This is a genomic window from Gracilimonas sp. (assembly GCF_014762685.1).
GTDB lineage: Bacteria > Bacteroidota > Rhodothermia > Balneolales > Balneolaceae > Gracilimonas.
In genome coordinates this window covers 157,352-181,996 of record NZ_JABURM010000008.1, presented here as the reverse complement: position 1 = coordinate 181,996, position 24,645 = coordinate 157,352, and the positions used below count along the sequence as shown (strand labels likewise).

Below are 24,645 nucleotides of genomic sequence, written 5' to 3'. Positions count from 1 at the left end.
ATCACTATCTGATTGTTTGTTCTATGGTTGAAATTCCGGTATTTGGTGCTCCGGCTGAAATGGTGAAAGATCCGCTTCCACGCACAAGCCATGATTTCTTAAGCGTTCCATCCCCTTCAATAGATTCGATGGTTTCAAGGGCGTCGCCACTTACCAGTTGAAGATTATTTGAAAGGTCAATTTTGACCACGGCTTCTTTTACCCAATTGGTTCTCTCGCCTAACCTGGAAGCGGTAGGCAAGGTGCCGGCGTTATACACATCTACGGTGATACGGGTCAGGTTCCTTCCTGCTTCTTCCGTGTCAAAATTCACAAGCCGGATATCCGGTTTCATTCCGGCGAGCCTGATGAGAAAATCTGTATGCGATCGGCTAAGTGAGTCCACGTATTCATATGGCGGGTTATCACTTACAAAGGGTTTAATGCCGCCAACTTCCACAGTTTTGCCAGGGAAATCCGGATGATCCACTTCTTGCCAATCTACAAAGGCGTCAAGGTTATTTTGGTCTGCCCAAGCCAGGAATTTGGCTTCATTGGAATCAAATTTGACCGGTTTTTCATCTTCATCCATTACATCAGGAACGGCCCATCCCGGAGTACTGAAGCTGTATCGTCCGTAATGGAAGTAAGCCCATTGAAATAAATCACCGGGCTGGCCCGATACGGCAGGTGCATCCTTTAATTTTGTAATATCGTTGTAGGCTTCAGAAACCAGGCTGTTAACAGCCACATCTTCTTCATACCAACCTTTAATTACCCGCTGACTGATCGCACCCCTGTTAAATTTAACCGGAGAGCTAAGGTTGTTTGCGGGCCCGAAAGAAACAACAGAAAATACATTGGGAGTCTCTTCATAAAGGAAATCCAAAACGGCACGGGTTTCAATTTGAGAAGCCATATTTTCTCCGGCTCCGGGGGTGAAATACGGGTAGTCGTAAGTGAAATTCTTGTTGATGTTGACTCCCCCTTCACCGTCTTCATTGAATTGGCCGTCTTTGTCATTATCAATGCCTTCGGTAAATACATGGTAACCCCCTTTTTCACCCTTGGAAATATCGGCTTTGCGAACGAGCCTGTTATCTTCCGGCATTATCATCCATTTTCCGGTTTCATCTGCCACGCGCATCATGGTTATGAGGTTATCTCCGTTTAAATCCTCAAACGGATCTTCATCAAAAGCATCGTCCCGGTCATCATTGGTAGAAACCGTGTTTACGTCACGTTCATACTTCAAATTAGCAAAATATTGCTCGGTTGCATCCGGGTTAATACGCGGGAGTACATAAAAAGTGGTGGTTTCTAATAATTCACGGATTTCATCGGAAGAAGAGTCTCTTAATAATTTTTCAGCAAAAGCTATCGCAAGTTCACTGCCGTAAATATGCGATCCTTTGACCCCACCAATTACAGCAACGGCCGGGTGATTTTCAACGTCTCCGCTGCCAATAGTTAACACCCAGATGTCCCTGCCATCGGTTGTTTTCGCTAATGACTGAAGGGAGGAGAGGTCTTCATAACCAGAAGTCAGTTGATTTAAACGGTTCGTTAAGTCATTAAAATTGCTATATAAATCTTGGGCTGATAACAAGTTCATTAAACCGAAAGTCCATATCAGAACCATTAACCCCGATCGCAGTATTTTGTTTTTCATAAAATGAAATGATTGTTCAGGTTGTTACTTTAGGATAGTAACTTACAGAATTGTGTAATTCAAAGGGCAAACTGTTAAAAATTAATAACAGAACCCCATTTTACTTTCAATCTTGGTTTTAACGGAATAGATGTTATTTTCTGAGCGGCTTTTAAAAACTGATAATATCTATATATGAAAAAGAAAATAGCAGCACTTATTGGAGTGGGAACCTTTCTTATTTTAGTCTCACAAGTGGCTTGGGCAGATGTTCAAGCTGCAGAGGCATCATCGGGAATAATTGGAAGCTGGGTAAGTATTCTACCTCCTTTAGTGGCTATTGCCATTGCTTTGGCATTCCGTCAGGTGCTTTTTGCCCTGTTTTTGGGTATTTGGATGGGGGCTTATTTGATTGGAGATTTAACCTTCACAGGCATTTTTGACAGCTTTTTTGAGGCATTGAGCGGATATATAGTGCCCGGAGTATCAGATCCTGACCGGATGAGCATTGTTGTTTTTTCTATTCTAATCGGGGGGATGGTAGGGATCATTACTGACAACGGGGGAACCCGCGGAGTAATTACAGCCATCACTCGCTTTGTACGGACTAAAGTTCAGGGGATGGTGGTGACGTCACTTATGGGTTTTATAGTGTTTTTTGATGACTATGCGAATACTATGGTGGTGGGGAATACCATGCGGCCGCTAACCGATAAACTGCGAATTTCTCGTGCAAAGCTGGCCTATTTGGTGGATGCTACAGCGGCACCTGTTGCTACCGTGGCTTTGGTGAGCACCTGGATTGGGGCTATGGTTGGTTTTATTGCAACCGCTCAGGCTGAAATGCCTGATTTTAACGAGGCGGCCTATTCAGTATTTATAAATTCACTTCCGTATAATTTTTATGCATTTTTCACAATTTTATTCGTGATTTTAATTGCCTATTCCGGACGCGATTTCGGAACCATGCTTAAAGCCAGAATCACGCTCTATAAAGCCAAGCACGATTCCAAATTGGATAAATACAATCTTTATAAAGACAAGATTGAAGAAGATGAGGAAAAGAAAAGTGAATCGCATTGGGCGAATGCAGCACTTCCTATTTTAACGTTGGTTTTTGGAACAATCATTGGTCTTTTTGTGACCGGTGAAGGAGACAATATCCAGGGAATCATTGAAACGGCAAATTCCTATGATGCGCTCCTATGGGGTTCTCTTGCCTCGGTAGTGGTGGCTGTTGCTATGACCCTTGGACAAAAACTTCTGGATGTGGAAAAAACACTGGAGGGTATGATGAACGGAATGCATGTGATGTTCGACGGGGTCCTCATTCTTGTTTTAGCCTGGGCATTGAGTGATGTAACCGTTGCCCTTGGAACAGCCGATTACCTGGTTTCAGTATTTGGGGAAACCCTGAATCCTTACTGGATGCCGGCTATTGTCCTGGTGCTTTCAGCACTCACGGCCTTTGCCACAGGATCGAGTTGGGGAACGATGGGAATTTTAATGCCGCTGGTGGTTCCTTTAGGCTGGGAAATTGGAAATGCTACCGGTATTCCGGCTGAAATGACTTTAGAAGTTATCTATGCAAGTGTAAGTGCGGTGCTGGCAGGATCGGTTTGGGGTGATCATTGCTCTCCTATCTCCGACACCACTATTTTGAGTTCAATTGCCACTCAGTGTGATCATGTGGAACACGTAAATACGCAGCTACCTTATGCCTTGATAGTTGGAGGGATCAGTATTTTGGCAATGATAAGTGCATTGGTACTGAACGTTTCAGTATGGATCATTTACCCGGCAGGAGTGGCGCTGATTATCGCTATTATCTACAAATTCGGTAAAATCCCTGATCCTGAAGAATACACACCGGAAGGGAAGGAAGCGGCAATTACAAGCCTGGATTAGATGCTTGATATTGAGTAATGGGCAATTCCTAACCGAGCGTTCCGCTGGAACGCGGTATTCTTGTTATATTTGTGGTACCCACCAAATCGTCCTAACGGAAGATATTTAATGAAAAGAAATGCTTCGTTTTGACAGGAACGCTTGGTGGGTCAGCAATAAATGATGGATTAAAGTCATGTTCCGTAGGAACATTTGGTGTTTTTCTAATGCAAAAACTGTATAACAGGCCCATAAGATTTAAAAGCAATGCACAGATTTTCTGCTTTTTATATTTAAAGAAACGTTATTGAATAACAAAAGAATTTTCGTCAAATAATTTGGCAGAACCCGGTTCAAAACTTCTTTCCGTAAAATCAATCTTTCCTTCCTTATCAATCAATAAAACCGTAGAACAACGGGAGCCGTAATTTTCTGTTTTAATAAAAATGGATGAAACAGCTTTTTCTAAATTCCTTGGGATGCCGGTCACGGGAAGATCATCCTCGGAAGCTCTGGTATCATCTCTCAACAATTCAAATAGCTTTGCTTTGTTAATTTCTTCTCGGGATATAATTTCCTCAAGTTGCCGGTTTGCTGCAGTGACTTTTGGCCAGGGGGTATCGAGCAGGGCATTGCTTATGCCATGGATTCCATCACTTATATTGGTTACTTTTTTATTTTGGTTAGAGTAGTGATAAAATCCTTTAGAATCCCACAGCAATAGGTTAAATCCATTGTATTCATCGGCTTTCTTGGTTATATCTTGTAGGTAATCCATACCAGATTTACCTGATTTCAAATAATCCAGCACCAGCTCTCCGCGTGAGGGGGGATCCTCTTTAATAATGGAAGGGTCTCTGTAGTTGGTCAGGGCACCCCATCGTCCATCTTTGTGAACCCCCAACCAAGTTCCGCCGCCTTTTAAATCTTTTCCTGCTAAAATCTCGGGGTGATTTTCGTCTGTCCAAAACTGGGCTTTGCGGGTGGGACGGCCATAAAATTCATCCCGATTTCCGGCTAAAATCAGATTATATTTGGGATGATTTTTATAAGCAAAAGTAATTAGACACATAAAAATTTATTCAATCCGGGTTTCGAAATTTCAATGAATCTAAGCATATTCGTGAAACCTATTCCAAGTTTTTCGTAGAGTACACCATGCAACTGAGTAAAAAACTCTTTAGGGACTTAATTATACTTCTATTCGGGCTCGCCGGTATAGGGTGGTTTTTCTATTCGTTTTCTCAATACCATCCTTTTTCCACCGGGAAGATTACTCAATCAAAAGATAAGATTATTGAAAAAGCAGATTCTGTTTTTCAAAGCTGGCAATATCAATCCTTAGAATTTTTTCCATCAACAAACTTCAGTCCTAATTCAGAGTTTATTGATACTGTTCAGGTAAAGTGGGGAAAAGGAGAATTCAAAAAAAAGATAGAAGAGTCCCAATTCCTTCAAAGACTCCCTTTGTTAAGCTGGGAAATCAGGGAATACACCAGTCAACCCGAATTAAGTGGTGTTCAGGTTAGGTTTGGATTGAATACCTCGGGGGAGGTCATAAGCTTTACAGCGAGTAACGAATTAATATCCCGACAGCGCCCTTTTAATCGGTATGCTGTGCGTTCTGTTTTTCAGAATCAGGTACAGAACTATGCAAGGGCCCTTGAGGACTCTTTGATCAGAGGACTTACCGATTATCAGCATTTAAATACTACCTCAACATCTGGTTCACATTCATCAGTTGTAATTGAACGGCTGAGGGAAATCCGGGGCAGTAAGGATGAAGAAGTTTATACCACGAATAACATCTGGGATCTCGTGGATTTTTATATCAATAGAACAGCATGGTCTGAATTTGACTTAAAGCAAGATACTGTCCAGCTTATAGATGAGGGAGGGATTCGATTTGCAAGAGCTGTTATGAGTGCCGAGGATTCGCTTACGGGAGTTGGCGTTGAACTCACCTTAGATGTGCTCCCTGCCGGTTCTCTTAAATCACTGGAATACGAACTGTATCCTAAGCTGGAGGCCGAAAGAGGTATTTACACAGAGGTATTGAAAAGCACAGCTCTTTTTGTGATGCTTGTTTTCGGGATGTGGCTGTTATTTGTATTCTACTTAAGGATTAAAGCTCGTGCCATTGATACCCAGCCCGCGATGATTATTGCTGTTCTGGCTGGTTTCATAATTCCCGGGGCCTGGATACTTCAGCTTGTGAATGAGCTTGGGTTGATGTATGGTTTATCCGGCGCCAATCAAATTATTAACAATGTAATGGGGTTAGCCGTATTAGGCGCTGTCAGCGCTATTGGCTTTTTCGTAATAACCGCAGTCAGTGACTCCATAACCAGGCAATATTGGCCATCTAAACTAAAAACATGGGATTTAGTACGAAGAGGCCTTTTTACAAATAAACCGGTGGGATGGGGTATTATTAACGCAATTGCCATTGCCGGGCTGCTATCGGGAATAGTGGGGATATTTTTTGCAGGGATTCCATCCTCTTATTTGTCTGCCGACATAGAATTTATTTCCGATAATTATTTTTTACCCTCTCTGGCTAATTTAATGGTGACTGCCAGCCTGGTTCTGATCATAGTAATTCCCATATATCTTATCTTGGGAAATCAGATTAAAGGAGTAATTAATCGTGATTGGGTTATTCCTATAATGAGTGCCTTGTTATTTTGTCTCCTTGATATTCTGCCCTTTAGTATTGAGCCTGATGCTTATAATCGTATGATGAACGCAACCCTTGGCCTTGTGCTTGGGTACTTCTATTTAAGACATGATTTTTTGACGATCGTTTTTGGCTTTTTCGTTTTCTTAAATTTGGTATCCACTTCAAAAGGATGGGTCATTGAGGGTTCTCCGGATGCAAACACCTTCTATCTGTTTATTTTGGTGTTGCTGAGTTTTTCAGTCTTGGGATTATATTTCATTGTGAAAGGTCGCGACAGGAAAGAATTGCCTGAGTATGTTCCGGCTTATATAGAAGAACAGGCAAAAGAACAACGCCTGAAGCAGGAGCTTTCTATTGCCAGGGTCGTGCAGCAAACATTTCTTCCATCTAAAATTCACCATCTGCCGGGAATAGATATTGCAGGAGTTTGTATTCCAGCACAGGAAACAGGGGGTGATTATTATGATATGATTTCTCTGGGGGAACAACGTACCGCTATTGCGATTGGAGATGTGAGTGGAAAAGGAATTCGCGCTGCTTTTTATATGACCTTCACCAAAGGAGTGCTCCACAGTTTAAGTGCATTGATTTTATCTCCCGTTGAACTATTAAATCAACTTAACCGCTTATTTAATGAAAATGCCACCCGTGGTACATTTATCTCTATGATTTATGGAATTCTGGAAGCAGATAAAAGAGTATTTACGTTTGCCCGTGCGGGGCATAACCCAATGTTAATTGTACGTAACAACGGTGATACCGAATGGCTTAAACCGGATGGCCTGGGGATTGGGGTTACAAAAGGTGATAAATTCCTAAAGCATACTCAGGAAGCCACATTAAAGCTTAAAGAAGGTGATGTAGTGATTCTTTATACCGATGGGATCACGGAAATGTTGAATTCCGGTAATCATTTTTATGGGGAGGAACGGCTAAAACGTTTGGTTAAAGGAGTGCGAAAAGCATCATCTGAAAAAATTCTGGAAATTATCATTGATGATGTAAATGAATTTAAAGGAATGGCCAAGCAACATGATGATATGACTCTGGTTATTATAAAAGCAGATGCTTCTGTCAATCAGTAAATAAAAAAATACCTTAATATCTTATTCGGCAATTCGTATCATTAGTGGAACTAACCAAACATTATATTTATGGGACTCAGCCAGTCTGTTGAAGATTACCTTAAAGCAATTTATATATTACAATCGGAGGGGAAATCTGCCACAACTACAAATATTGCAAAAGCACTCGACGTGTCTTCTGCTTCGGTGACGAATATGCTGAAGCGTTTAGCAAAAATGAATTTATTGGATCATGAATCCTATAAAGGAGCAAAGCTAACTTCGGCCGGCAACAAAATAGCACTCGAGGTATTGCGTCATCATCGGCTATTGGAGCTGTACTTAAAAGAAATAATGGGGTATTCCTGGGATGAAGTACATGATGAAGCTGAAAACCTTGAGCATCATATCTCTGAACAATTTGAAGATCGAATAGCTGAATTGTTAAACCATCCCACTCATGATCCCCATGGTGACCCCATTCCAACTAAAGATGGCATAATGCCGGAAATGGCACAGCTTTCCATTGCAGAAGCCGAAGTAAATACACCGTACATTATTGGCCGTGTTAAAGATCAGGATCCCAAGCTGCTCAGATACCTCGAGAAAATCGGGGTGATACCGGGAATGAAGATTGAAGTTCTGGAAAAAACACCGTTCAGCGGCCCCATAAAAGTAAAGCTTGAAGAAGATAATGAACAAGTATTAGGTCAGGCTGTAGCAAGCGAAGTGTTTTTGGTGGAAGTGGAAGAGTCAACCACGTAGGATAATCAAACAGGGCGAACTTCAATTCCCGCTTTTCCCATCCGGGCTTTTAGATCTTTGATTTCAATTTCCTTGAAATGGAATATGCTTGCCGCCAATACCGCATCTACATTAGCCAGTTGTATCGCATCAATACAATGCTGTATGGTTCCGGCTCCTCCGCTTGCAATTACCGGAATATTGACAACTTCATTTACTTTCTGAAGGATCTCGATATCAAAGCCACTTTTGGTTCCGTCACGATCCATGCTGGTTAATAAAATTTCACCGGCTCCCCGTTCTTCCACTTCCTTCATCCATTCCAGGGCATCCAGTCCGGTATCTTCTGTTCCGCCTTTGATGTATACATTCCAGCTGTCACCTTTCTTTTTGGCATCTACGGCAGCTACTATAGCCTGTGCTCCAAAAATAGCAGATGCTTCATTGATCAAATCGGGGTTTTTAACAATACTGCTGTTCAGGGAAACTTTATCAGCACCGGATTTTAATAACTCTTCGATTTCATCCACCGTTTTGATGCCGCCCCCAACGGTAAACGGGATATTAATTTCAGCGGCAATTCTTTTAACCAAATCAACCAGTGTTTTTCTCTTTTCCAGGGTGGCTGTTATATCCAGAAAAACAAGCTCGTCCGCACCTTCCTCACTGTATCGTTTGGCCAATTCAACCGGATCTCCGGCATCACGCAGCCCTTCAAAGTTCACGCCTTTTACAGTGCGTCCATTTTTAATATCGAGACAGGGGATAATTCTTTTAGTGAGCATGAGGTTGTTTGTATTCAGTAAAACCGATGAGGTTGCTTTGAAATAATTTTAAAAAGGAATATAGAAAATTATCTAAACGTGTTTTTCATTCAGGTAAAAAGAAAGGAATTTCAGCATTCCAGAAAATTGCTCACAATTTTATTGCTCGTATTTCATTTATTATGATACATTATCCAATAAACAGGAGAACATTATGAAAGGCAATCATTTACTGTTAATCATTTTTTCCATTCTTATTTATTTAACAGGGTGTACCAGTTCTGTGACCGGGCCTGATTTGAATGGAGAACTTCCAAGAGAATTGTCAAAAGTCGAGATGGAATTGGTGGAAAACGGGCAGTCTTTTAGCTTTAATATGTTCAAGAGCACCGTTTTGGGAGATGAGTCTGAGAATATTTTTATTTCGCCTCTTAGTATTTCTTTGGCGCTTGGTATGACTATGAATGGAGCACGTGGAGAAACCTATAATCAAATGCGTGAGACACTGGCTTTTCAGGGGCTTGATATGGAAGAGATTAATTCAGGCTACCAAACCTTAATCGAGCTGTTGATGAATGCGGATCCAAAAGTAAAAATGGAAATTGCCAATTCAGTTTGGAGCCGGCAAGGCTTTCCCATAGAAGAAGAATTCACGGATAACCTGGAGGAATATTTTAATGCTGAGGCTCGTGAGCTTGATTTCGATGATCCGGCTTCTGTCGATATTATTAATGATTGGGTTTCCGATAACACCAATGGTCTGATTGAACAAATTATTGAAGGAGGTATCCCCGCTGAAATGATTATGTACCTGATAAATGCCATTTATTTTAAAGGAGATTGGATGTATCAGTTTGATAAAGAAGATACGCAGGAAGGGCCTTTTTATCTGGAAAATGGAGAGCAGGTGATGGTAGATATGATGAGTCAAAAAAGAGATTTCAACACTCACTTTTCTGATAAAGTGCATATGATAGACTTGCCATATGGCGATAGCCTATTTAGCATGACTGTGATGATGCCTGCTGACGAGGGGACTATCTTGAATGAGTTCATCGAGCAGGATTTAACCAAAGAGAATTTTGATTCGTGGACTGCAAATTTATCAGGAAGTGAAATACCTCTCAGGTTTCCGAAATTTGAATTGGAGTATAAAGTGAAGTTAAATGACATTCTGATTTCTATGGGAATGGAGGATGCTTTTAACGGCAGTAAAGCTGATTTGACCGGTATCAATTCCAATGGAGGCTTATCTATCAGTGAGGTAAAGCATAAAACCTTTATAAAGGTGGATGAAGCAGGTACCGAGGCCGCTGCGGTAACTTCAGTGGCTATAGAAGTTACTTCTGCACCGCAAACATTTTCAGTGAACCGGCCTTTTGTGTTTGTGACACGAGAACAAAACAGCGGGGCCATTTTGTTTATGGGTAAAATTAATAACCCGGGTGTTTAGTTGTTAAAATTTGCCATGGCTTCTAACGAAATGCGGTTCTCGTAATAAGCCTTGCCAATAACCACGGCATCAATATCAGCTTTATCCAGTTTCTGCAGATCCTCCATAGAGGATACTCCGCCTGAAGCTATGATCCTGATCTGTGGGAAATCCTTCTTAAGGGAATTGTAAAGCTCGAAATTGGGCCCAGAGAGCGTTCCGTCTTTAGAAATATCTGTGCAAAGAACTTCTTGCAACCCGTGATCTATCATCCGGCTCAAAAAAGAATCCATAGATTCTTCTGCTGTCTCAAGCCACCCGGAGTAAGCAATTTTCCCATCTTTCAGGTCCATGCCGAGGATCATATTCCCGGGGTATTCTTCCAAAGACTTAAGCCAGTCTTTTTCATTTTTGATGGCCATGGAGCTGCAAATTACCTTTGAAAGACCGGCGTCCAATAGCATTTCTACATCATCAAAAACCCGGATTCCACCGCCGGTTTGGACGGAAATCCCAAGCTCCTTAATGATTTCTTTGATGTGTGGAAGATTTACAAACTTCCCTTCTTTGGCACCGTTCAGGTCAACCACATGAATATGATTAAATCCTGCTTCCTTAAATTTTTTCGCCTGATTGAGGGGGGATTTGTCGTAAACAGTAACTTCCTCATAGGAGCCTTTATGAAGGCGAACGGCTTGTCCGTTCAGGAGGTCGATAGCAGGAATAGTTTGCATAAGATCTTTTTTTTTGCTGCAAAGGTAGGGGTAAAGTGTTAGAGAATCATTAATCATTTAAAATCAGGAACAAATAAAAGCTTGGTGATGTTTGGTCGGAGTATTTATTAATGAAATTAATTAGATGAAAGACAAGGCATACATCCGGCTCAATAAGCTGACCAAAAGTTACCAAGAGGGAGACAAAACCCGGGCGGTATTGGACGATTTGGAATTATCTATAACGGAAGGAGAGTTGATTGTACTGCTTGGCCGGTCGGGTTCCGGGAAAAGTACTCTGCTAAATTTAGTAAGTGGAATAGACAAGCCTGATTCCGGAGCGGTAATAATAGGCGGGACCAATCTTGCTGAGCTCAATGAGAAAGAGCGTACTCTTTTCCGGCGTAAAAACATTGGCTTTGTGTTTCAGTCCTTCAACTTAATATCAACTCTTAACGCCTATGAAAACGTATTGCTTCCCCTAAAGCTAAAAGGCGTAACAGATGAAGAAACCCTAAGCAAAGCTGATCAGTTTTTACAAGATGTGGGACTAGGTGATCGGGGTGACAGTTACCCGGACCGGCTTTCCGGAGGAGAACAGCAACGGGTGGCTATTGCCCGTGCACTGGCTCACGAACCCATGTTAATTTTGGCTGATGAACCTACCGGTAATTTGGACTATGAAACCGGGAAGCAAATTCTCGACATCTTAGAAAATCTGGTTCGTAAAAATGGTCGCACCATTATTTTGGCTACGCACGACCGTGACATCTGCAAAATTGCGGACCGGGTGTTGGAGATTCGCGGTGGTAAGTTGACGGAAGTCGAAGATTCAGCTGTGCAATTATGAGCAATAACAACTCGAATCTACTTTGGCTTTCCAGTTTCAGGTTTTTGATTCGCCATCCCTGGCATTTTCTGCTTTCTATTTTGGGTGTAGCCCTCGGAGTTGCAGTCGTCATCTCCATTGATTTGTCGAACTCAAGTGCTAAAAAAGCTTTTTCTTTATCAACTGAAGCAGTGACAGGAAAGGCGACACATCAGGTTAGGGGAGCAGGTGAAAGCCTGGATGAAAAAGTGTACCGCGATATTAGAGTAAAAGCTAAAATCAGGCAATCAGCCCCTGTTGTAGAGGGCTATGCCCGCGTCGAAGGAATGAACCGAACTTTCCAGGTGCTGGGAGTAGACCCGATTGCTGAAGCTCCGTTCAGGGATTTTGCCAGTCAGGAGACCGGTATTGAATTATCAGAATTTATGAGCGGCGAAAATACGGGCTTAATTGCAGAGTCGGTGGCCCGGGAATTGGAAACCGAAATTGGAGATACATTGCAGTTGGTTGTGGGCGGAAAGGATTTTCAGCTCAAGCTCATTGGGCTCATTGAAGCCGGAAATGACCGAAGTCAGCAGGCGCTTGAAAGCTTGGTGGTAGTTGATGTCAGTACTGCTCAGCGTTTGTATAATATGCAGGGAATGTTAACCCGGATCGATCTGATCTTGCCGGAAAATGAAACCGATTCAGCAGAACAGAAGATAAAAGAATTTCTTCCTGAGGGAACCTCTATTGTCCGTTCCGATTCCCGCACAGAAACAGTTGCTCAAATGACCCGTGCTTTTGAGTTTAATCTTCAGGCCTTAAGCATGCTGGCGCTTTTAGTGGGGATGTTTTTGATCTATAATACCATGACTTTTTCTGTGGTTCAGCGTCGTCCGCTGATCGGCCGGCTTCGTGCTTTGGGGGTAACACGGAATGAGATTCTGATTACCATCCTCAAAGAAGCACTTTTGATTGGATTTTTAGGAACATTGATTGGCATTGTATCCGGTATTATCCTGGCCCAGGGATTGGTAAAGTTGGTTACACAGTCCATCAACGACCTGTATTTTGTACTGTCGGTGCAGGAACTATCCCTTGGGTTATTTCCGCTGGCCAAAGGAGCGGTGTTAGGAATTTTTGCCACGCTGATCGCTGCTTTTTGGCCGGCGCGAGAGGCTTCACAAGCCGAGGTTTCCACGGTATTGAGACGTTCCAGCAGCGAATCAAAAATAACCGGCCGAATTTTTCTTCTTTCAATTTTTGGGTTGCTGATTGGCTTAGCCGGAGTTGGCATTATAATGATTCCGGGTGGAGGAATTTTAGCCGGCTATTCCTCTCTTTTGTTCATGATCATTGGGTTTTCACTCATTATTCCACTTTTGATCGAGGGAATGGCAAAACTATTTCGCCCGATATTGGGAAAAATTAGCGGATTGATTGGAAAAATGGCCGTTCGGGGTATAGTAACGGAACTTAGCAGAACTTCCGTTGCTATCGCCGCATTAGTGGTAGCTGTAGCCGCAACTGTTGGAGTTGGGGTGATGGTGGACAGTTTCAGAACCACGGTGGTATCATGGCTGGAAGCTCAGCTTCAGGCGGATGTGTATGTACAGCCACCAAGTTCAGTGGCCCGAAAAGCAGATTCCGAACTGGAGCCCATGTTGGTCAATCTCCTTATAGAAACAGAGGGGGTGACTGAAGCACATACCGTTCGCAGTGTGGATGTCCGAACCAATAAAGGAACCGATAATTTAGTAGCGATTGACCAGGGAATTGCCGCTCAAACTACCTATGAGCTGAAAGAAAGCCGGAATAATTTCTGGCAACGGTATACCCGGGAAAATATCATTATGGTTTCTGAAGTATATGGTTATCGAAATAATGTGAGTTTGGGTGACTCACTTTTCATAGAAACGGATGAGGGAAAGGCCGGCTTCGAAATTCAGGCCATTAATTTTGATTACGCTTCGGATATTGGCACCATTACCATCAGTCGCCATATCTATGATCAGTATTTTGATGATGATGATGCAATTTCGGGGCTGGCATTGTATGCAGCCGACGGTGTGGAAGTGGATGAATTGATCGAGCGACTGAGGGAGCAATCAAATGGAATACAGGATGTTTTTATCCGTTCGAACCGTGGTTTGAGGGAAGCCTCCATCGAAATATTTGACCGTACCTTTACGGTAACAGTTGTGTTGAGAATGCTGGCTATTTTAGTGGCTTTTATAGGTGTTTTAAGCGCATTAATGGCACTTCAGTTAGAACGATCCAGAGAATTGGCAGTGCTCAGGGCAAATGGAATGACCCCCGGGCAGCTTTGGAATTATGTAATCACCCAAACAGGAGTGATGGGCGTGATGGCCGGAATTCTTTCGGTTCCGCTGGGAATATTGATGGCTTACATCCTTGTATATGTAATTAACCTGCGTTCATTCGGATGGACACTCCAGTTTGTTATACCATGGAGTGTGCTGCTTGAAGCTGTTTTCCTGGCAATAATTGCCGCTTTACTGGCCGGCTTGTACCCCTCCTGGAAGATGTCGAAAGCCAATCCTGCTGATGCATTACGGAATGAATGAGATATGTTGATGAAAAATTTATGATTAACCAGTGCAAGTGTTTCGCTTGTATAATATCAATTCAGGGATACTGAGATGATGAAAAAACTTTATTGGTATGTATTGGTACTTACATTTATTGCAGGAATCGTATGGCTGTGGCCGAAGCAGAAGCAAGAGATTCGTGCATCCGTTTCTGTAGCCGAAGCAATGGGTGGTGGAGATGATGAGGGATATTTACGGGCAACAGGGCCGAGAGAGTTTGTTTTCCCGGAAGATCACGGCCCACACCCGGGTTTTCGGACGGAATGGTGGTATTACACCGGAAATGTGTTCACGGAAAACGGACGACAGTTTGGCTATCAGTTTACCATTTTTCGAAATCAAATCAGTCCGCCAGAAAGTACTGCTAAAGGAGAAGCATATAGCCAAGACTGGAACACCAACCAGCTTTACTTAGGTCATTTTGCCATTTCTGATGTTGAAAATGAAGAACATGTATTTGAAGAACGATACAGCAGAGGTGCTGTCGGCTTGGCCGGCGCCCAGACGGAACCCTATCGAATTTGGCTGGAAGATTGGGAGATTGAGCGCATCACATCGGAAATTACCGACGGCAAAAATTTTCCGGTACGAGTTAGGGCAATGATGGAAGACGGTGATTCTATTGAACTGGACATCACTCCGGCAAAACCATTGGTGCTTCAAGGAGAAGAAGGCTACGACAAAAAAGGTGCTGAAGAAGGAAATGCTTCCTACTATTTAGCCTTCACCCGAATGGAAACGAAAGGAGTGATCACAAAAGACGGGCAGGAATATCCGGTTTCTGGGTTAAGCTGGATGGATCACGAGTGGAGCACCTCGGCCCTGGATGAAAATCAGGAGGGCTGGGATTGGTTTTCCATTCAGTTATCCAACGGCTACGATCTGATGTATTATCAATTAAGAAACAGTGATGGTTCGGTCAGTGCTTTTACTATAGGTTCGCTTATCGATCCGGATGGAAATAAAACGACGATCAATCCGCAAGATGTGAAGTTAGAGGTGCTGGATACCTGGGAAAGCCCACACAGCCGATCCATTTATCCTTCGCGATGGAATATGAAGATTCCAAGGTTTGATTTGGAATTAGAGTTGGCTACACTTTTTCCGGATCAGGAAATGGATGTCTCGGTACGATATTTTGAAGGCACATTGGGGATCTCAGGCGAAATGGACGGGCAGGAAATCACTGGAAATGGTTTTATTGAGATGACGGGTTATGAGCAGGATTAGGTACAAGGATCAAGGTGAAAGTAACAAGTGTAAGAACCTTTCACTTTTATCTTTTCACCTTACACTCAAAAACCCAATGTTAATTTTCAGAAAACACGTTGTTTGGGTGGGATAAATTGGAGAACTTCACACCTGCAAAACGCAAACAGGATTTTAATTGAGCATGGCTGATATCAAAACGATTACACAAAAGGATTACGAATTTCTGGTGGAACTGGAAGAATTGATCTATGACCGAAAAGAAGAGATGCCGGATGGTTCTTATACCACCTCCATGTTCAAAAAAGGAATTGATAAGATCGCTCAGAAGGTCGGGGAAGAAGCAGTTGAAACGGTGATTGCTTCAAAAAATAATAAGGACAAAGAGACTATCAACGAAGCGGCGGATCTGATTTTCCACCTGATGTTGCTGCTTGCCGAAAAAGAAATCCCCCTGCATAAAGTGATAAAAAAGCTCCGAAAACGGCACAGCAAAGGCACGCATAAGCATATTGGAGAATAGTTGTTAGTTATTCGTTAATGGTTACTGGCTGTATTTTCTAAAGATGATATACCAAATAACTGTTTCACAAATAACCAATAACCATATTTTAACAGCTCCAACCTTCTTTGTATCTTTCTTGCTTAAGTGAGACGCACCATATCCTGTTTAATTCATGAATAATATTCGAAATTTTTGCATCATTGCCCATATTGACCATGGGAAATCAACATTGGCAGATCGTTTGCTTCAGCTTACCGGTTCCATCAGTGAACGGGATATGAAGGAGCAGATGCTGGACGATATGGAATTGGAGCGTGAACGCGGCATTACCATCAAGAGTCACGCGATCCGTATGGATTATAAGCGTCCCAATGGTGAGGAGTATATTTTTAATCTCATAGATACTCCGGGTCATGTGGATTTTGCGTATGAAGTTTCCCGGGCCCTGAAAGCTTGTGAAGGAGCACTCTTAATTGTAGATGCCGCCCAGGGAATTGAAGCTCAGACCATTTCAAACCTGTATCAGGCTATCGATCAAAACCTTGAGATTATTCCGGTATTGAATAAGATTGATTTACCCGGCGCAGACCCTGAAGGTATCGGACAGCAAATTGTAGATTTAATCGGCTGTGATTATGAAGAAATTTTACACGTTTCAGGAAAAACCGGGGAAGGGGTTAAGGAATTACTTGAGGCAATTGTAGAACGAGTTCCCGGCCCAAAAAGGGAAGAAGACAAACCCCTTCGCGCTCTTATTTTTGATTCGATTTTCAATACCTATCGTGGTTCTGTTGCCTATGTACGCGTTATGGAAGGAGTATTGAGAAAAGGGGATTTGTTCAAATTCATGGCCAATAAAGAAGAATATTACGCTGAAGAAATTGGCTACTTGAAGATGAAAAAAGAGCCGACTAAAGAATTAAGAGCCGGTGAAGTTGGATACGTGATCGGAAGCGTGAAATCGCTGCAGGATGTGCGTGTTGGCGATACCATTACCAAAGTAGACAATCCTGCCGAAACACCGATTCCGGGTTATCAGGAAGCAAAGCCCATGGTGTTCAGCGGGATTTTTCCAACGGATTCGGATGATTTTGAAGACCTTCGTGCGGCCCTCGAAAAACTTCAGCTGAATGATGCTTCATTATCCTATGAGCCGGAAACTTCCAAAGCACTTGGTTTTGGGTTTCGTGCCGGTTTCCTTGGGTTACTCCACATGGAAATTGTGCAAGAGCGACTCGACCGTGAATTTGATATCGACATTATAACAACGGTTCCCAATGTTCAGTACGAAGTTGAACTTGAAGACGGCGGACGCATTGAAGTTGACAACCCCAGTCAAATGCCGGAAGTGGGAGATATTGACGCCATATATGAACCTTATATAAAAGCGAGTATTATTACGCCGGCTGATTATATTGGCCCAATTATGAAATTATGCCAGGATCGGAGAGGGATTTATGTAAATCAGCTGTTTATGCAGAATAATCGGGTTGAAATTACGTATGAACTACCGATGGCGGAAGTTGTATTTGATTTTTACGACCGCCTTAAATCAGGAACGCGAGGATATGCGTCCCTGGATTATGAATTTATTGAATACCGAAAAGGTGATTTAGTTCGTTTAGACATCATGCTGAACGGCGATCAGGTAGATGCACTGTCAAGTATTACCCATCGTGACAAGGCTTATTACCTTGGTCGGAAAGTTTGTGCAAAATTGAAGGAACTTATTCCTCAGCAGCAGTTTGAAGTAGCTGTACAGGCAGCTATCGGAAGCAGGATTATAGCCCGTGACACGGTTCGTGCCATGCGTAAGGATGTTACGGCCAAATGTTATGGCGGTGATATTTCGCGGAAACGAAAACTGCTCGAAAAACAAAAAGAAGGTAAGAAAAGAATGAAACAGGTAGGAACGGTTGAAATACCTCAGGAAGCATTCCTTGCCGTACTATCTATGGATGAAGACGACAGGTAAAAAACTATGCAGCAATTAACAAAACGAATACTTTTCTTTTTTATCATGATGGTGATGATTTCAACTGCCGCACAGGCGCAGTTTGAAGAGCCCGTGATTAAAAAAGTTGAACATGAAGACCGGGCTAAATTTCAGTCTCAATTTTCTGATATTAAATGGACGGGACAGGGATTCCGGTACAATGAGTTAGACAGAATGCCGGCTATTGAAATCCGGGCGGTATTGCAAAGTGCCTATGGGGATCCCACGCAAACCGTGGAAGACATCATTAAAAAAGACGGGTATCTGCGGGATGGAAAATCCATTCAGTTTGAATATTGGTTTATCATTGACGGCTATATACCGATGATGGTGTTGGATTTGGAAGGCCCATTTGACAATGGATTGGTATATGTTGGGGCCAGCCGCTATGTGGATTTAATGCCACAGGTAAAACGCACCCTTACTAAAGAGTTAAGGGAAGCGTCTCCTAAGGAATATGTTGATTATTTTTACTCACCGGAACGCGAGCAATGGTTTAAAGTATCTTATGCGTCCGGCGAATACAAGAAAGAGGAAATAAAACAACCCTCGCATATAAAACTTAAATAAACGTGAATCTTGGAAGAAAATAAAAATCCCGATGAGCAGGGAATCAGCTCATATTGGAAAAGAAAGAAGGACAAAGCAGAGGAAGAAAATAAAAAGGCAAAATCATGGCTTCGGGAATGGATTGATGCCATTGTTTTTGCTTTTATAGCTGCCGCTATTCTTCGCGCATTTCTTTTTGGCTCCTATAAGATCCCGACACCGTCGATGGAAAAAACCTTAATGACCGGTGATCTTCTAATTGTCTCTAACATTACCTATGGACCAAGAACTCCGATGGGACTTTGTGTGCCTTTTTTACAAGGATGGTGTGTTCCGGGTGTTCAGCTACCGTGGACGCGTTTACCCGGCCTTCGTGATATAGAACGCAATGATATTTTTGTGTTTAATGTACCCTGGGAAGTTAAGCCTGTTTCACAAAAAACCAATTATATCAAACGGGCAGCAGCTATTGCCGGTGATACGATCTCCATAAAAGATAAAACCTTGTATATAAATGGCGAGGTAGAAAAATCGCATGAGGGCGTACAGCATCATTATGTTTTGCGAATGGCTGACCGGGTACGCTTAAGCAGTGCAAAAATGGAATCGGTTGGTGGAGAGCTGATCGGTTATAACAACCAGGACACTTATATCGTGAATATGACGAAAGATGTGGCTGAAACGGTAAATAATTGGGCTGAAGTTGACACCATGTATTTAAATGTGATGCCGGAAGGAAGGGTGGATCGTAATTACGTTCAAAGTGCAGGTGACTTTTCCAAGGCTTTCAATAACTCCGATCAGCTTCCGGAAATTGTAGTACCGTTTGAAGGTCAGGAAATTGAGATAACCAGTGAGAATTGGTACGTATATAAAGACATTATTGAAAGATATGAGCGTAATGAATTGCGACGAGAAGGGGATTCAATTTTTATCAATGGCGAAGAGACCAATACCTATACCATAAAGCAAAACTATTATTTTGGCATGGGGGATAACAGGGACAACAGTCAGGATTCCCGGTTTTGGGGATTTGTACCCGAAGATCATGTTATTGGAAAGGCATCGCTGGTCTGGTTCTCAACGGATAACTTTGTTCCTCGTTTCGATCGCATCTTCACAGTAATTAAGTAGGACTCAGAAGTCAGGACTCAGTAACTTCTGAATTCTGACTACTCTTCTTTCGCCATGGTTTTTCCTTTGGGTGCTCCTTCCCGAATGGCAAGCTGCCCACACCCGGCATCAATATCATCTCCGCGGCTTCTGCGGACGGTAGCTCTTACATCATTCTTGATGAGTTCACGCATAAAGTTATCTAAGCGTTCTTCGCGAGCTCTTTTAAGCTCCACACCGGCCACGTTATTATACATGATGATGTTTACCTTACTGGGGGCCCACTTTACAATTTTAGCAAGATCCCGGGCATCCTGAGGACTGTCATTGAAATTATCAAAAAGCAGATATTCGTAGGTAAGCGGTTTTTCGGTCACTCTGTAATAATGCCTGACGGCTTCTTCCAGGCTTTCCAGGTTCATGGAAGCATTGATAGGCATGATTTTATCCCGCTTCTCATCGGTAGGGGCGTGAAGAGAAATTGCCAGATTAAATTCTTCTTCGTCATCCGCCAGTTTCTTGATTTGTTTTGTCAGTCCAACTGTGGAAACGGTAATACGTTTAGGTGAAAGTTCTATACTGAGCGGATCAGAAATAATATGAGCTGAATTTACAATGGCTTTGTAGTTATGAAGAGGTTCCCCCATTCCCATGTACACAATATTGGTGATCTTCTTGCCGTATTTTTCTTCCGCAATATCGTTGATATACTGAACCTGATCTACAATTTCCCCGTGGGTTAGATTTCGGAAAAGCCCCATTTTACCGGTGGCACAAAAAGCACAGCCGAATACACACCCAACTTGTGAGGAAACACAAACCGTTAACCGGTGCGCCGCACCATCTTCAAAAAAATCCGGGATAAGGACAGCCTCAATTTTGTATTCTTCTTCCGGATCATTCAGCTGAAATAAAAACTTTATGGTTCCATCTTTAGACTCTTGTTGCTGAACCGGCTTAATCCTGTTTACCGTAGCAATTTCTCTTAATTGATCTCTCAGGTCTTTGGAGAGATTGGTCATATCTCCAAAATCAGCAACACCTTTTTGATACATCCATTGGAAGAGCTGGTCGGCACGAAAGCTTTGCAATCCCAGTTCTGAACAAAAATGGGCTAATTCGTCTTTGGTGAGAGCTTTGAGGTCGGTTTTTTGAGTCGTTTCGGTAATATCCATAGGAAATAAAGATACGCAATAATCGCTCGAACATCGAATGAACTATAGAACTCAACTTGATTAGTTTAAAACCATAGAATGCGTTCAACAGTATCTAAATATTTAAATCACCGAAGCAGGTCTTTGCAACTAAGTAATTTCGGGATGCCCATAGGTTTTTAATTACTGAAGGTATAAAGGAAGAGTATCTTGTAATTAGTTGCCTTTCTGATTTCCTTCTTTTCTTTTATTGTGTTCTTTAAAGAAGGTGTTGAGCATCATTTTCTCAAACTTAGCTTGTTGCTCCTCATTCAAGAGCTCTTTTATTTCAGTCATATGGCTATAGAGCAATCCTTCGATATTTTCATACTGACCTGTGAGCAGGTTTAATACTGAATCTCTTTTTGTCTGGTCACCGGCATCATCACTCATTACAAATTTAAAATAAGCTCTTCGATGTTGATCAAGGCTGTCTCTGAACGACCGTATTTCCCGATAATGCTCCCGGCGAAGTTCAACAATGGTTTCCGCTTGTTGATCAGTTATATCAAGTTGATCTTTCATGTATTCTTGAATTGACCCGCGATCATGTTTCTGGTTACGATGTTTCCTCCAATCTTTGCCATCTGGCTGGTTTATCCAGATCGTGATCAAAGTGGCGGCATTTAGCAAGATCATAACGATCAATCCGGTTAGTGCCCATTTATATTTTTTTGTGGTTTCCATATTATTCTTCTTCAAAGGTTTCGTAGTAACTTATGTCAAGTACCTGATAATCAGATGCTAATTCTTCCACCCATTCCTGTTGTTCGGGTACTTCTCCGTCTCCGACATTTAAACGCTGATATTGAGAAATTGAAATTAAATTCAGTGATACAATTAAAAGCACCGCGGCTACCCCAAAAGCAAAGCCAAACTCCATAGACTCTTTGGGTTCAAATTGCATCTTATTTCGGTATTCAAGTTTTGTAACCAAACGGCTGTAAAAAAACGGATCAGTTTGAGCTCGTTCAATTTCGTCCAGCGATTGCATGGTTTTTTCGACTTCGCGATTTGTTTGTTTTTTTGTGCTCATGATTTAGTCCAGTTCATTTTGTTGGTAATAACTGTATAACTGCTTCTTCAGGTTTTCCTTTGCCCGATATATAAGCGATTCTACCGCAGGGAGGTTTAACTCCATAACGTCAGCTACTTCCTGGTAGCTCAACCCTTCAACTTTTTGCAAAGTGAAGGCCACGCGTTGTTTTTCTGTTAATTTTTCAATTTCCCGAAATAAAATTTTAGCCCGTTCTTTATTCTCAAGCTGAAGTCCGGGATGCATGAATTCAGATTCATCAGCTGCTTCATCCGGTTCACTGAACATCGAACTCAAGGCCTCGAAAAATGCCGATCGCTTCTTTCTCTTTCGATATCGAATTAACTCCAGAGATTTAGTAACTGCTATTCGATATATCCATGTGGAAAGCGAAGCATCTTCTCTAAAATCGCCAATAGAATCAAATACCTGTATAAATACATCCTGGGCAGTATCTTCAGCATCGTGCGGGTTGCGCAAAAAACCCAGACAGGTGTTATAAACCTGATCTTTATGCTCTTCTACCAATTGTTTAAAAGCCGCTTCTTCTCCATTTTCAAGCCGCTGTATAAAACCCGGTTCTTCGATTTTTTTCGCTTTTATATGTTTTAAAGTGACAGTTTGAGGATACATTATACTAACCGCAGGGTTTAAATAAAATGCAGGAATTTTACTTCCTGCATTTTGATTTCTAGCTACTTATTTATTCCTCGTTTATGCTGTCTTCGTAAGGAATTTTGTTGGAAACTGTCAAATTTTATGCGTTGTTCTTCGGTCAATAATTCACGTATTTGACGGCGGTGAGAAGTTCGCATAGTTAGCATTGCTGCTCTTATTTCGCTGATCTCTTCAATGACTTCGTTTACAGCTTTTTCATCATAACTTTCAGAAGTGGTAAGAGTTCGTAATCTTGCATTTTTCTCTCGCAAGGTATTTCGAAGGGGCAACATGCTTTTTTGGCCATTCAGGTGAATGGTTTCGATTTGCTCGCTTTGTTCTTCATTCAAGTCAAGCATATTCATCATCCGTTGATGCTGATTACCCTGATTTGAACGCATTTTTTGCATTTGTGTTTGTCGGTCGCCGCGCAGCCTGTCAGGATTATTTAATCGTTGTTGTGCTGATGCGTTTACGGACAATGCAAAAACCAAAGCTGTAAGAACAGATAATTTTAAGATTGATTTCATGGGAAAGCTCCACAACTAAGTTGGTGTTCATTTACTTAGATGCCGGATAATGAAAAAACCTTCGAAGGTATAAATTAACAATCAGAAATAGATGATTTGCCGTTCAGTTCATCTTTTAACTCTTTCCAGTTTGGCAGGAACCGACTCATAAAATAATAGAAGCGCTTATTATGAAGTCGTTCCAGTAAATGCACCATTTCATGAATTACTACATATTCCAGTAGCTCCGGCCGTTTTTTGGCTAATTCCAGGTTCAGCCAAATTCTTTGAGCCCGGATATTGCATGTCCCCCAACGGGTTTTCATTAACTTTACTCCGAATTCTTTTACTGAAACCCCCATGGGTGTTTCCCATTTTTCGATCAATTCCGGAATTTCGGTCTTTAACGCAGTTCTATACCACTCATTTAATACGGAAGCTTTTTTGGATGCCGTAGAACCGGGCCGTACCTGCAGTATCAGTACTTCATCATCAATAACAGAAACATTGGGAGGTTTATTCCTCTCTATGACTTTAAGACTATATTCCTTTCCCCGAAAGAGGTGTTTTTCTCCGGAGATATATCTTAGAGGTTCGCGGGCCGTTTTGTTCTGATAGTTGGAAAGATGTTTTTTAATCCAGGGAAGCTTGTGGTGTATGAATTGGATAACTTTTTTTTCAGGAATTCGCCGGGGAACGGAAATCCGTATTTGCTGTTCCGCAGGATAAACTCTGAGGTTCAGGTTTTTAACATTTTTGCGCAGAACCTCAACCTGTAATCCTGAGATATGTAAATGGCTGGTGCTAAATGTTTTTTTACGCGCCATTAAGATGCTGTCTTATTCTTCATAATAAGCTTTTGCTGCAGTAAGCAAAACTTCACCGTTTATGCGTTCTTTATAATTTGGGTTCACGTAATTGAATTTTACGATACCGTCAGTATTTACAATATATACGGCAGGGGCGGGGAGTAAATGATGATCATGTCCCGAATCGCCTTCAAGATCAAGGCCTATGCTCTTATATCGAGCTACCGTTTCCTGATCCACTTTAAAAGCTAATCCAAAAGCTTTGCTTGCAGTCATGGGGCTATCTGAAAGTAGGGTGTAGTTTAACTCAATGTTCTGTAGGGTAGCTTTGAGTTTCTCAGGTTTATCAGGGCTAATCGCTAAGATTTGGTAACCTATTTCATAGAGCTCATCCTCTATTTTATGCAGATCCGCAAGATGCCGGCTGCAATAAGGGCACCATCCGCCACGATAAAAAATGAGAATTGAAGGCTGTTTTGCAACTTCAGTTCGGAGGCTGAGCGTTTCACCGTTAATATTTTTAAGAGAGACGTCCGGAATTTCCGAGCTTATCAAGAGGGGGGTAACTTTATCGGCACTTGGAGCCACTTGTTGCCCCAACAGAAGTTGAAAAGGAAGCACGGTTAAAACAAACAACAACAGCAGTAGCTTAGACAAATACCGCATAATAAAGGAGTTAAAATATTAATATTTATTGTTGGCGGGGACCGATAAAAAATTCAGAATAAT

General features: G+C 42.0%; 22 protein-coding genes. 11 read left to right on the top strand and 11 right to left on the bottom strand.

Annotated features, from left to right (window positions below):
* Positions 1 to 4: 4 nt before the first annotated feature.
* Positions 5 to 1,651, bottom strand: a complete 1,647-nt coding sequence (locus tag HUJ22_RS14510) for a M14 family metallopeptidase (protein ID WP_290878413.1) — start codon at positions 1,649 to 1,651, stop codon at positions 5 to 7.
* Between the two features lie 174 nt (positions 1,652 to 1,825).
* Here HUJ22_RS14510 and HUJ22_RS14505 point away from each other — a divergent pair, with 174 nt between their 5' ends.
* On the top strand, positions 1,826 to 3,538 hold the full coding sequence (locus HUJ22_RS14505; protein WP_290878412.1) for a Na+/H+ antiporter NhaC family protein: 1,713 nt from the start codon (positions 1,826 to 1,828) through the stop codon (positions 3,536 to 3,538).
* A 283-nt stretch (positions 3,539 to 3,821) separates the two neighbouring features.
* Here the strand turns inward: HUJ22_RS14505 and HUJ22_RS14500 are convergent, their stop codons facing one another.
* Positions 3,822 to 4,589: an NRDE family protein gene (locus HUJ22_RS14500; protein WP_290878411.1), complete on the bottom strand. Its 768-nt coding sequence runs from the start codon at positions 4,587 to 4,589 to the stop codon at positions 3,822 to 3,824.
* A gap of 86 nt (positions 4,590 to 4,675) precedes the next feature.
* Between HUJ22_RS14500 and HUJ22_RS14495 the strand changes: the two genes are divergently transcribed.
* Positions 4,676 to 7,285: a SpoIIE family protein phosphatase gene (locus tag HUJ22_RS14495; protein WP_290878410.1), complete on the top strand. Its 2,610-nt coding sequence runs from the start codon at positions 4,676 to 4,678 to the stop codon at positions 7,283 to 7,285.
* A 69-nt stretch (positions 7,286 to 7,354) separates the two neighbouring features.
* Positions 7,355 to 8,029 carry a metal-dependent transcriptional regulator gene (locus HUJ22_RS14490; protein WP_290878409.1) on the top strand — a complete coding sequence of 225 codons (675 nt, stop codon included), beginning with the start codon at positions 7,355 to 7,357 and terminating at the stop codon, positions 8,027 to 8,029.
* Positions 8,030 to 8,034: 5 nt separating this feature from the next.
* Here the strand turns inward: HUJ22_RS14490 and hisF are convergent, their stop codons facing one another.
* Complete coding sequence (gene hisF, locus HUJ22_RS14485; RefSeq protein WP_290878408.1) at positions 8,035 to 8,793, bottom strand: imidazole glycerol phosphate synthase subunit HisF; 759 nt, start codon at positions 8,791 to 8,793, stop codon at positions 8,035 to 8,037.
* Between the two features lie 193 nt (positions 8,794 to 8,986).
* Here hisF and HUJ22_RS14480 point away from each other — a divergent pair, with 193 nt between their 5' ends.
* Positions 8,987 to 10,225 carry a serpin family protein gene (locus tag HUJ22_RS14480; RefSeq protein WP_290878407.1) on the top strand — a complete coding sequence of 413 codons (1,239 nt, stop codon included), beginning with the start codon at positions 8,987 to 8,989 and terminating at the stop codon, positions 10,223 to 10,225.
* Here HUJ22_RS14480 and hisA read toward each other — a convergent pair.
* The gene (gene hisA / locus HUJ22_RS14475) at positions 10,222 to 10,938 is read right to left on the bottom strand and encodes a 1-(5-phosphoribosyl)-5-[(5-phosphoribosylamino)methylideneamino]imidazole-4-carboxamide isomerase (protein WP_290878406.1); all 717 of its coding nucleotides are present in this window, start codon (positions 10,936 to 10,938) and stop codon (positions 10,222 to 10,224) included. The genes HUJ22_RS14480 and hisA overlap by 4 nt on opposite strands.
* A 124-nt stretch (positions 10,939 to 11,062) precedes the next feature.
* Between hisA and HUJ22_RS14470 the strand changes: the two genes are divergently transcribed.
* From HUJ22_RS14470 to lepB, 7 genes are all read left to right on the top strand, one after another.
* Positions 11,063 to 11,767, top strand: a complete 705-nt coding sequence (locus tag HUJ22_RS14470) for an ABC transporter ATP-binding protein (RefSeq protein ID WP_290878405.1) — start codon at positions 11,063 to 11,065, stop codon at positions 11,765 to 11,767.
* Positions 11,764 to 14,316, top strand: a complete 2,553-nt coding sequence (locus HUJ22_RS14465) for an ABC transporter permease (protein ID WP_290878404.1) — start codon at positions 11,764 to 11,766, stop codon at positions 14,314 to 14,316. The genes HUJ22_RS14470 and HUJ22_RS14465 overlap by 4 nt, the downstream gene beginning before the upstream one ends.
* Positions 14,317 to 14,391: 75 nt before the next feature.
* A complete protein-coding gene (locus tag HUJ22_RS14460) occupies positions 14,392 to 15,570 on the top strand; it encodes a lipocalin-like domain-containing protein (protein ID WP_290878403.1) in 1,179 nt (392 codons plus the stop codon).
* A gap of 163 nt (positions 15,571 to 15,733) precedes the next feature.
* Positions 15,734 to 16,072, top strand: coding sequence for a phosphoribosyl-ATP diphosphatase (hisE, locus tag HUJ22_RS14455; RefSeq protein ID WP_290878402.1), 339 nt, complete (start codon positions 15,734 to 15,736; stop codon positions 16,070 to 16,072).
* A gap of 154 nt (positions 16,073 to 16,226) precedes the next feature.
* The gene (lepA, locus tag HUJ22_RS14450; RefSeq protein ID WP_290878401.1) at positions 16,227 to 18,029 is read left to right on the top strand and encodes a translation elongation factor 4; all 1,803 of its coding nucleotides are present in this window, start codon (positions 16,227 to 16,229) and stop codon (positions 18,027 to 18,029) included.
* A gap of 6 nt (positions 18,030 to 18,035) precedes the next feature.
* Complete coding sequence (locus HUJ22_RS14445; protein ID WP_290878400.1) at positions 18,036 to 18,620, top strand: hypothetical protein; 585 nt, start codon at positions 18,036 to 18,038, stop codon at positions 18,618 to 18,620.
* A gap of 9 nt (positions 18,621 to 18,629) precedes the next feature.
* Positions 18,630 to 19,733, top strand: a complete 1,104-nt coding sequence (gene lepB / locus HUJ22_RS14440; RefSeq protein WP_290878399.1) for a signal peptidase I — start codon at positions 18,630 to 18,632, stop codon at positions 19,731 to 19,733.
* Positions 19,734 to 19,771: 38 nt separating this feature from the next.
* On the opposite strand, the gene rlmN is transcribed toward lepB, so the two are convergent.
* The 7 genes from rlmN to HUJ22_RS14405 all read right to left on the bottom strand — a co-directional run bounded on the left by rlmN (position 19,772) and on the right by HUJ22_RS14405 (position 24,573).
* Positions 19,772 to 20,887: a 23S rRNA (adenine(2503)-C(2))-methyltransferase RlmN gene (gene rlmN, locus HUJ22_RS14435; RefSeq protein WP_290878398.1), complete on the bottom strand. Its 1,116-nt coding sequence runs from the start codon at positions 20,885 to 20,887 to the stop codon at positions 19,772 to 19,774.
* Positions 20,888 to 21,082: 195 nt separating this feature from the next.
* On the bottom strand, positions 21,083 to 21,592 hold the full coding sequence (locus HUJ22_RS14430; RefSeq protein WP_290878397.1) for a hypothetical protein: 510 nt from the start codon (positions 21,590 to 21,592) through the stop codon (positions 21,083 to 21,085).
* 1 nt (position 21,593) lies between these two features.
* Positions 21,594 to 21,941: a hypothetical protein gene (locus tag HUJ22_RS14425; RefSeq protein WP_290878396.1), complete on the bottom strand. Its 348-nt coding sequence runs from the start codon at positions 21,939 to 21,941 to the stop codon at positions 21,594 to 21,596.
* A gap of 3 nt (positions 21,942 to 21,944) precedes the next feature.
* Complete coding sequence (locus HUJ22_RS14420) at positions 21,945 to 22,574, bottom strand: RNA polymerase sigma factor (protein ID WP_290878395.1); 630 nt, start codon at positions 22,572 to 22,574, stop codon at positions 21,945 to 21,947.
* Positions 22,575 to 22,636: 62 nt separating this feature from the next.
* Positions 22,637 to 23,128 carry a Spy/CpxP family protein refolding chaperone gene (locus HUJ22_RS14415; RefSeq protein ID WP_290878394.1) on the bottom strand — a complete coding sequence of 164 codons (492 nt, stop codon included), beginning with the start codon at positions 23,126 to 23,128 and terminating at the stop codon, positions 22,637 to 22,639.
* Between the two features lie 74 nt (positions 23,129 to 23,202).
* Positions 23,203 to 23,934, bottom strand: coding sequence for a SprT family zinc-dependent metalloprotease (locus HUJ22_RS14410; protein ID WP_290878393.1), 732 nt, complete (start codon positions 23,932 to 23,934; stop codon positions 23,203 to 23,205).
* 12 nt (positions 23,935 to 23,946) lie between these two features.
* The gene (locus HUJ22_RS14405) at positions 23,947 to 24,573 is read right to left on the bottom strand and encodes a peroxiredoxin-like family protein (protein WP_290878392.1); all 627 of its coding nucleotides are present in this window, start codon (positions 24,571 to 24,573) and stop codon (positions 23,947 to 23,949) included.
* Between the last annotated feature and the right edge of the window lie 72 nt (positions 24,574 to 24,645).

Coding starts and splice junctions, on each gene's coding strand:
- HUJ22_RS14510 (WP_290878413.1), bottom strand. CDS start 1,651: ATGAAAAACAAAATACTGCGATCGGGGTTAATGGTTCTGATATGGACT.
- HUJ22_RS14505 (WP_290878412.1), top strand. CDS start 1,826: ATGAAAAAGAAAATAGCAGCACTTATTGGAGTGGGAACCTTTCTTATT.
- HUJ22_RS14500 (WP_290878411.1), bottom strand. CDS start 4,589: ATGTGTCTAATTACTTTTGCTTATAAAAATCATCCCAAATATAATCTG.
- HUJ22_RS14495 (WP_290878410.1), top strand. CDS start 4,676: ATGCAACTGAGTAAAAAACTCTTTAGGGACTTAATTATACTTCTATTC.
- HUJ22_RS14490 (WP_290878409.1), top strand. CDS start 7,355: ATGGGACTCAGCCAGTCTGTTGAAGATTACCTTAAAGCAATTTATATA.
- hisF (WP_290878408.1), bottom strand. CDS start 8,793: ATGCTCACTAAAAGAATTATCCCCTGTCTCGATATTAAAAATGGACGC.
- HUJ22_RS14480 (WP_290878407.1), top strand. CDS start 8,987: ATGAAAGGCAATCATTTACTGTTAATCATTTTTTCCATTCTTATTTAT.
- hisA (WP_290878406.1), bottom strand. CDS start 10,938: ATGCAAACTATTCCTGCTATCGACCTCCTGAACGGACAAGCCGTTCGC.
- HUJ22_RS14470 (WP_290878405.1), top strand. CDS start 11,063: ATGAAAGACAAGGCATACATCCGGCTCAATAAGCTGACCAAAAGTTAC.
- HUJ22_RS14465 (WP_290878404.1), top strand. CDS start 11,764: ATGAGCAATAACAACTCGAATCTACTTTGGCTTTCCAGTTTCAGGTTT.
- HUJ22_RS14460 (WP_290878403.1), top strand. CDS start 14,392: ATGATGAAAAAACTTTATTGGTATGTATTGGTACTTACATTTATTGCA.
- hisE (WP_290878402.1), top strand. CDS start 15,734: ATGGCTGATATCAAAACGATTACACAAAAGGATTACGAATTTCTGGTG.
- lepA (WP_290878401.1), top strand. CDS start 16,227: ATGAATAATATTCGAAATTTTTGCATCATTGCCCATATTGACCATGGG.
- HUJ22_RS14445 (WP_290878400.1), top strand. CDS start 18,036: ATGCAGCAATTAACAAAACGAATACTTTTCTTTTTTATCATGATGGTG.
- rlmN (WP_290878398.1), bottom strand. CDS start 20,887: ATGGATATTACCGAAACGACTCAAAAAACCGACCTCAAAGCTCTCACC.
- HUJ22_RS14430 (WP_290878397.1), bottom strand. CDS start 21,592: ATGGAAACCACAAAAAAATATAAATGGGCACTAACCGGATTGATCGTT.
- HUJ22_RS14425 (WP_290878396.1), bottom strand. CDS start 21,941: ATGAGCACAAAAAAACAAACAAATCGCGAAGTCGAAAAAACCATGCAA.
- HUJ22_RS14420 (WP_290878395.1), bottom strand. CDS start 22,574: ATGTATCCTCAAACTGTCACTTTAAAACATATAAAAGCGAAAAAAATC.
- HUJ22_RS14415 (WP_290878394.1), bottom strand. CDS start 23,128: ATGAAATCAATCTTAAAATTATCTGTTCTTACAGCTTTGGTTTTTGCA.
- HUJ22_RS14410 (WP_290878393.1), bottom strand. CDS start 23,934: ATGGCGCGTAAAAAAACATTTAGCACCAGCCATTTACATATCTCAGGA.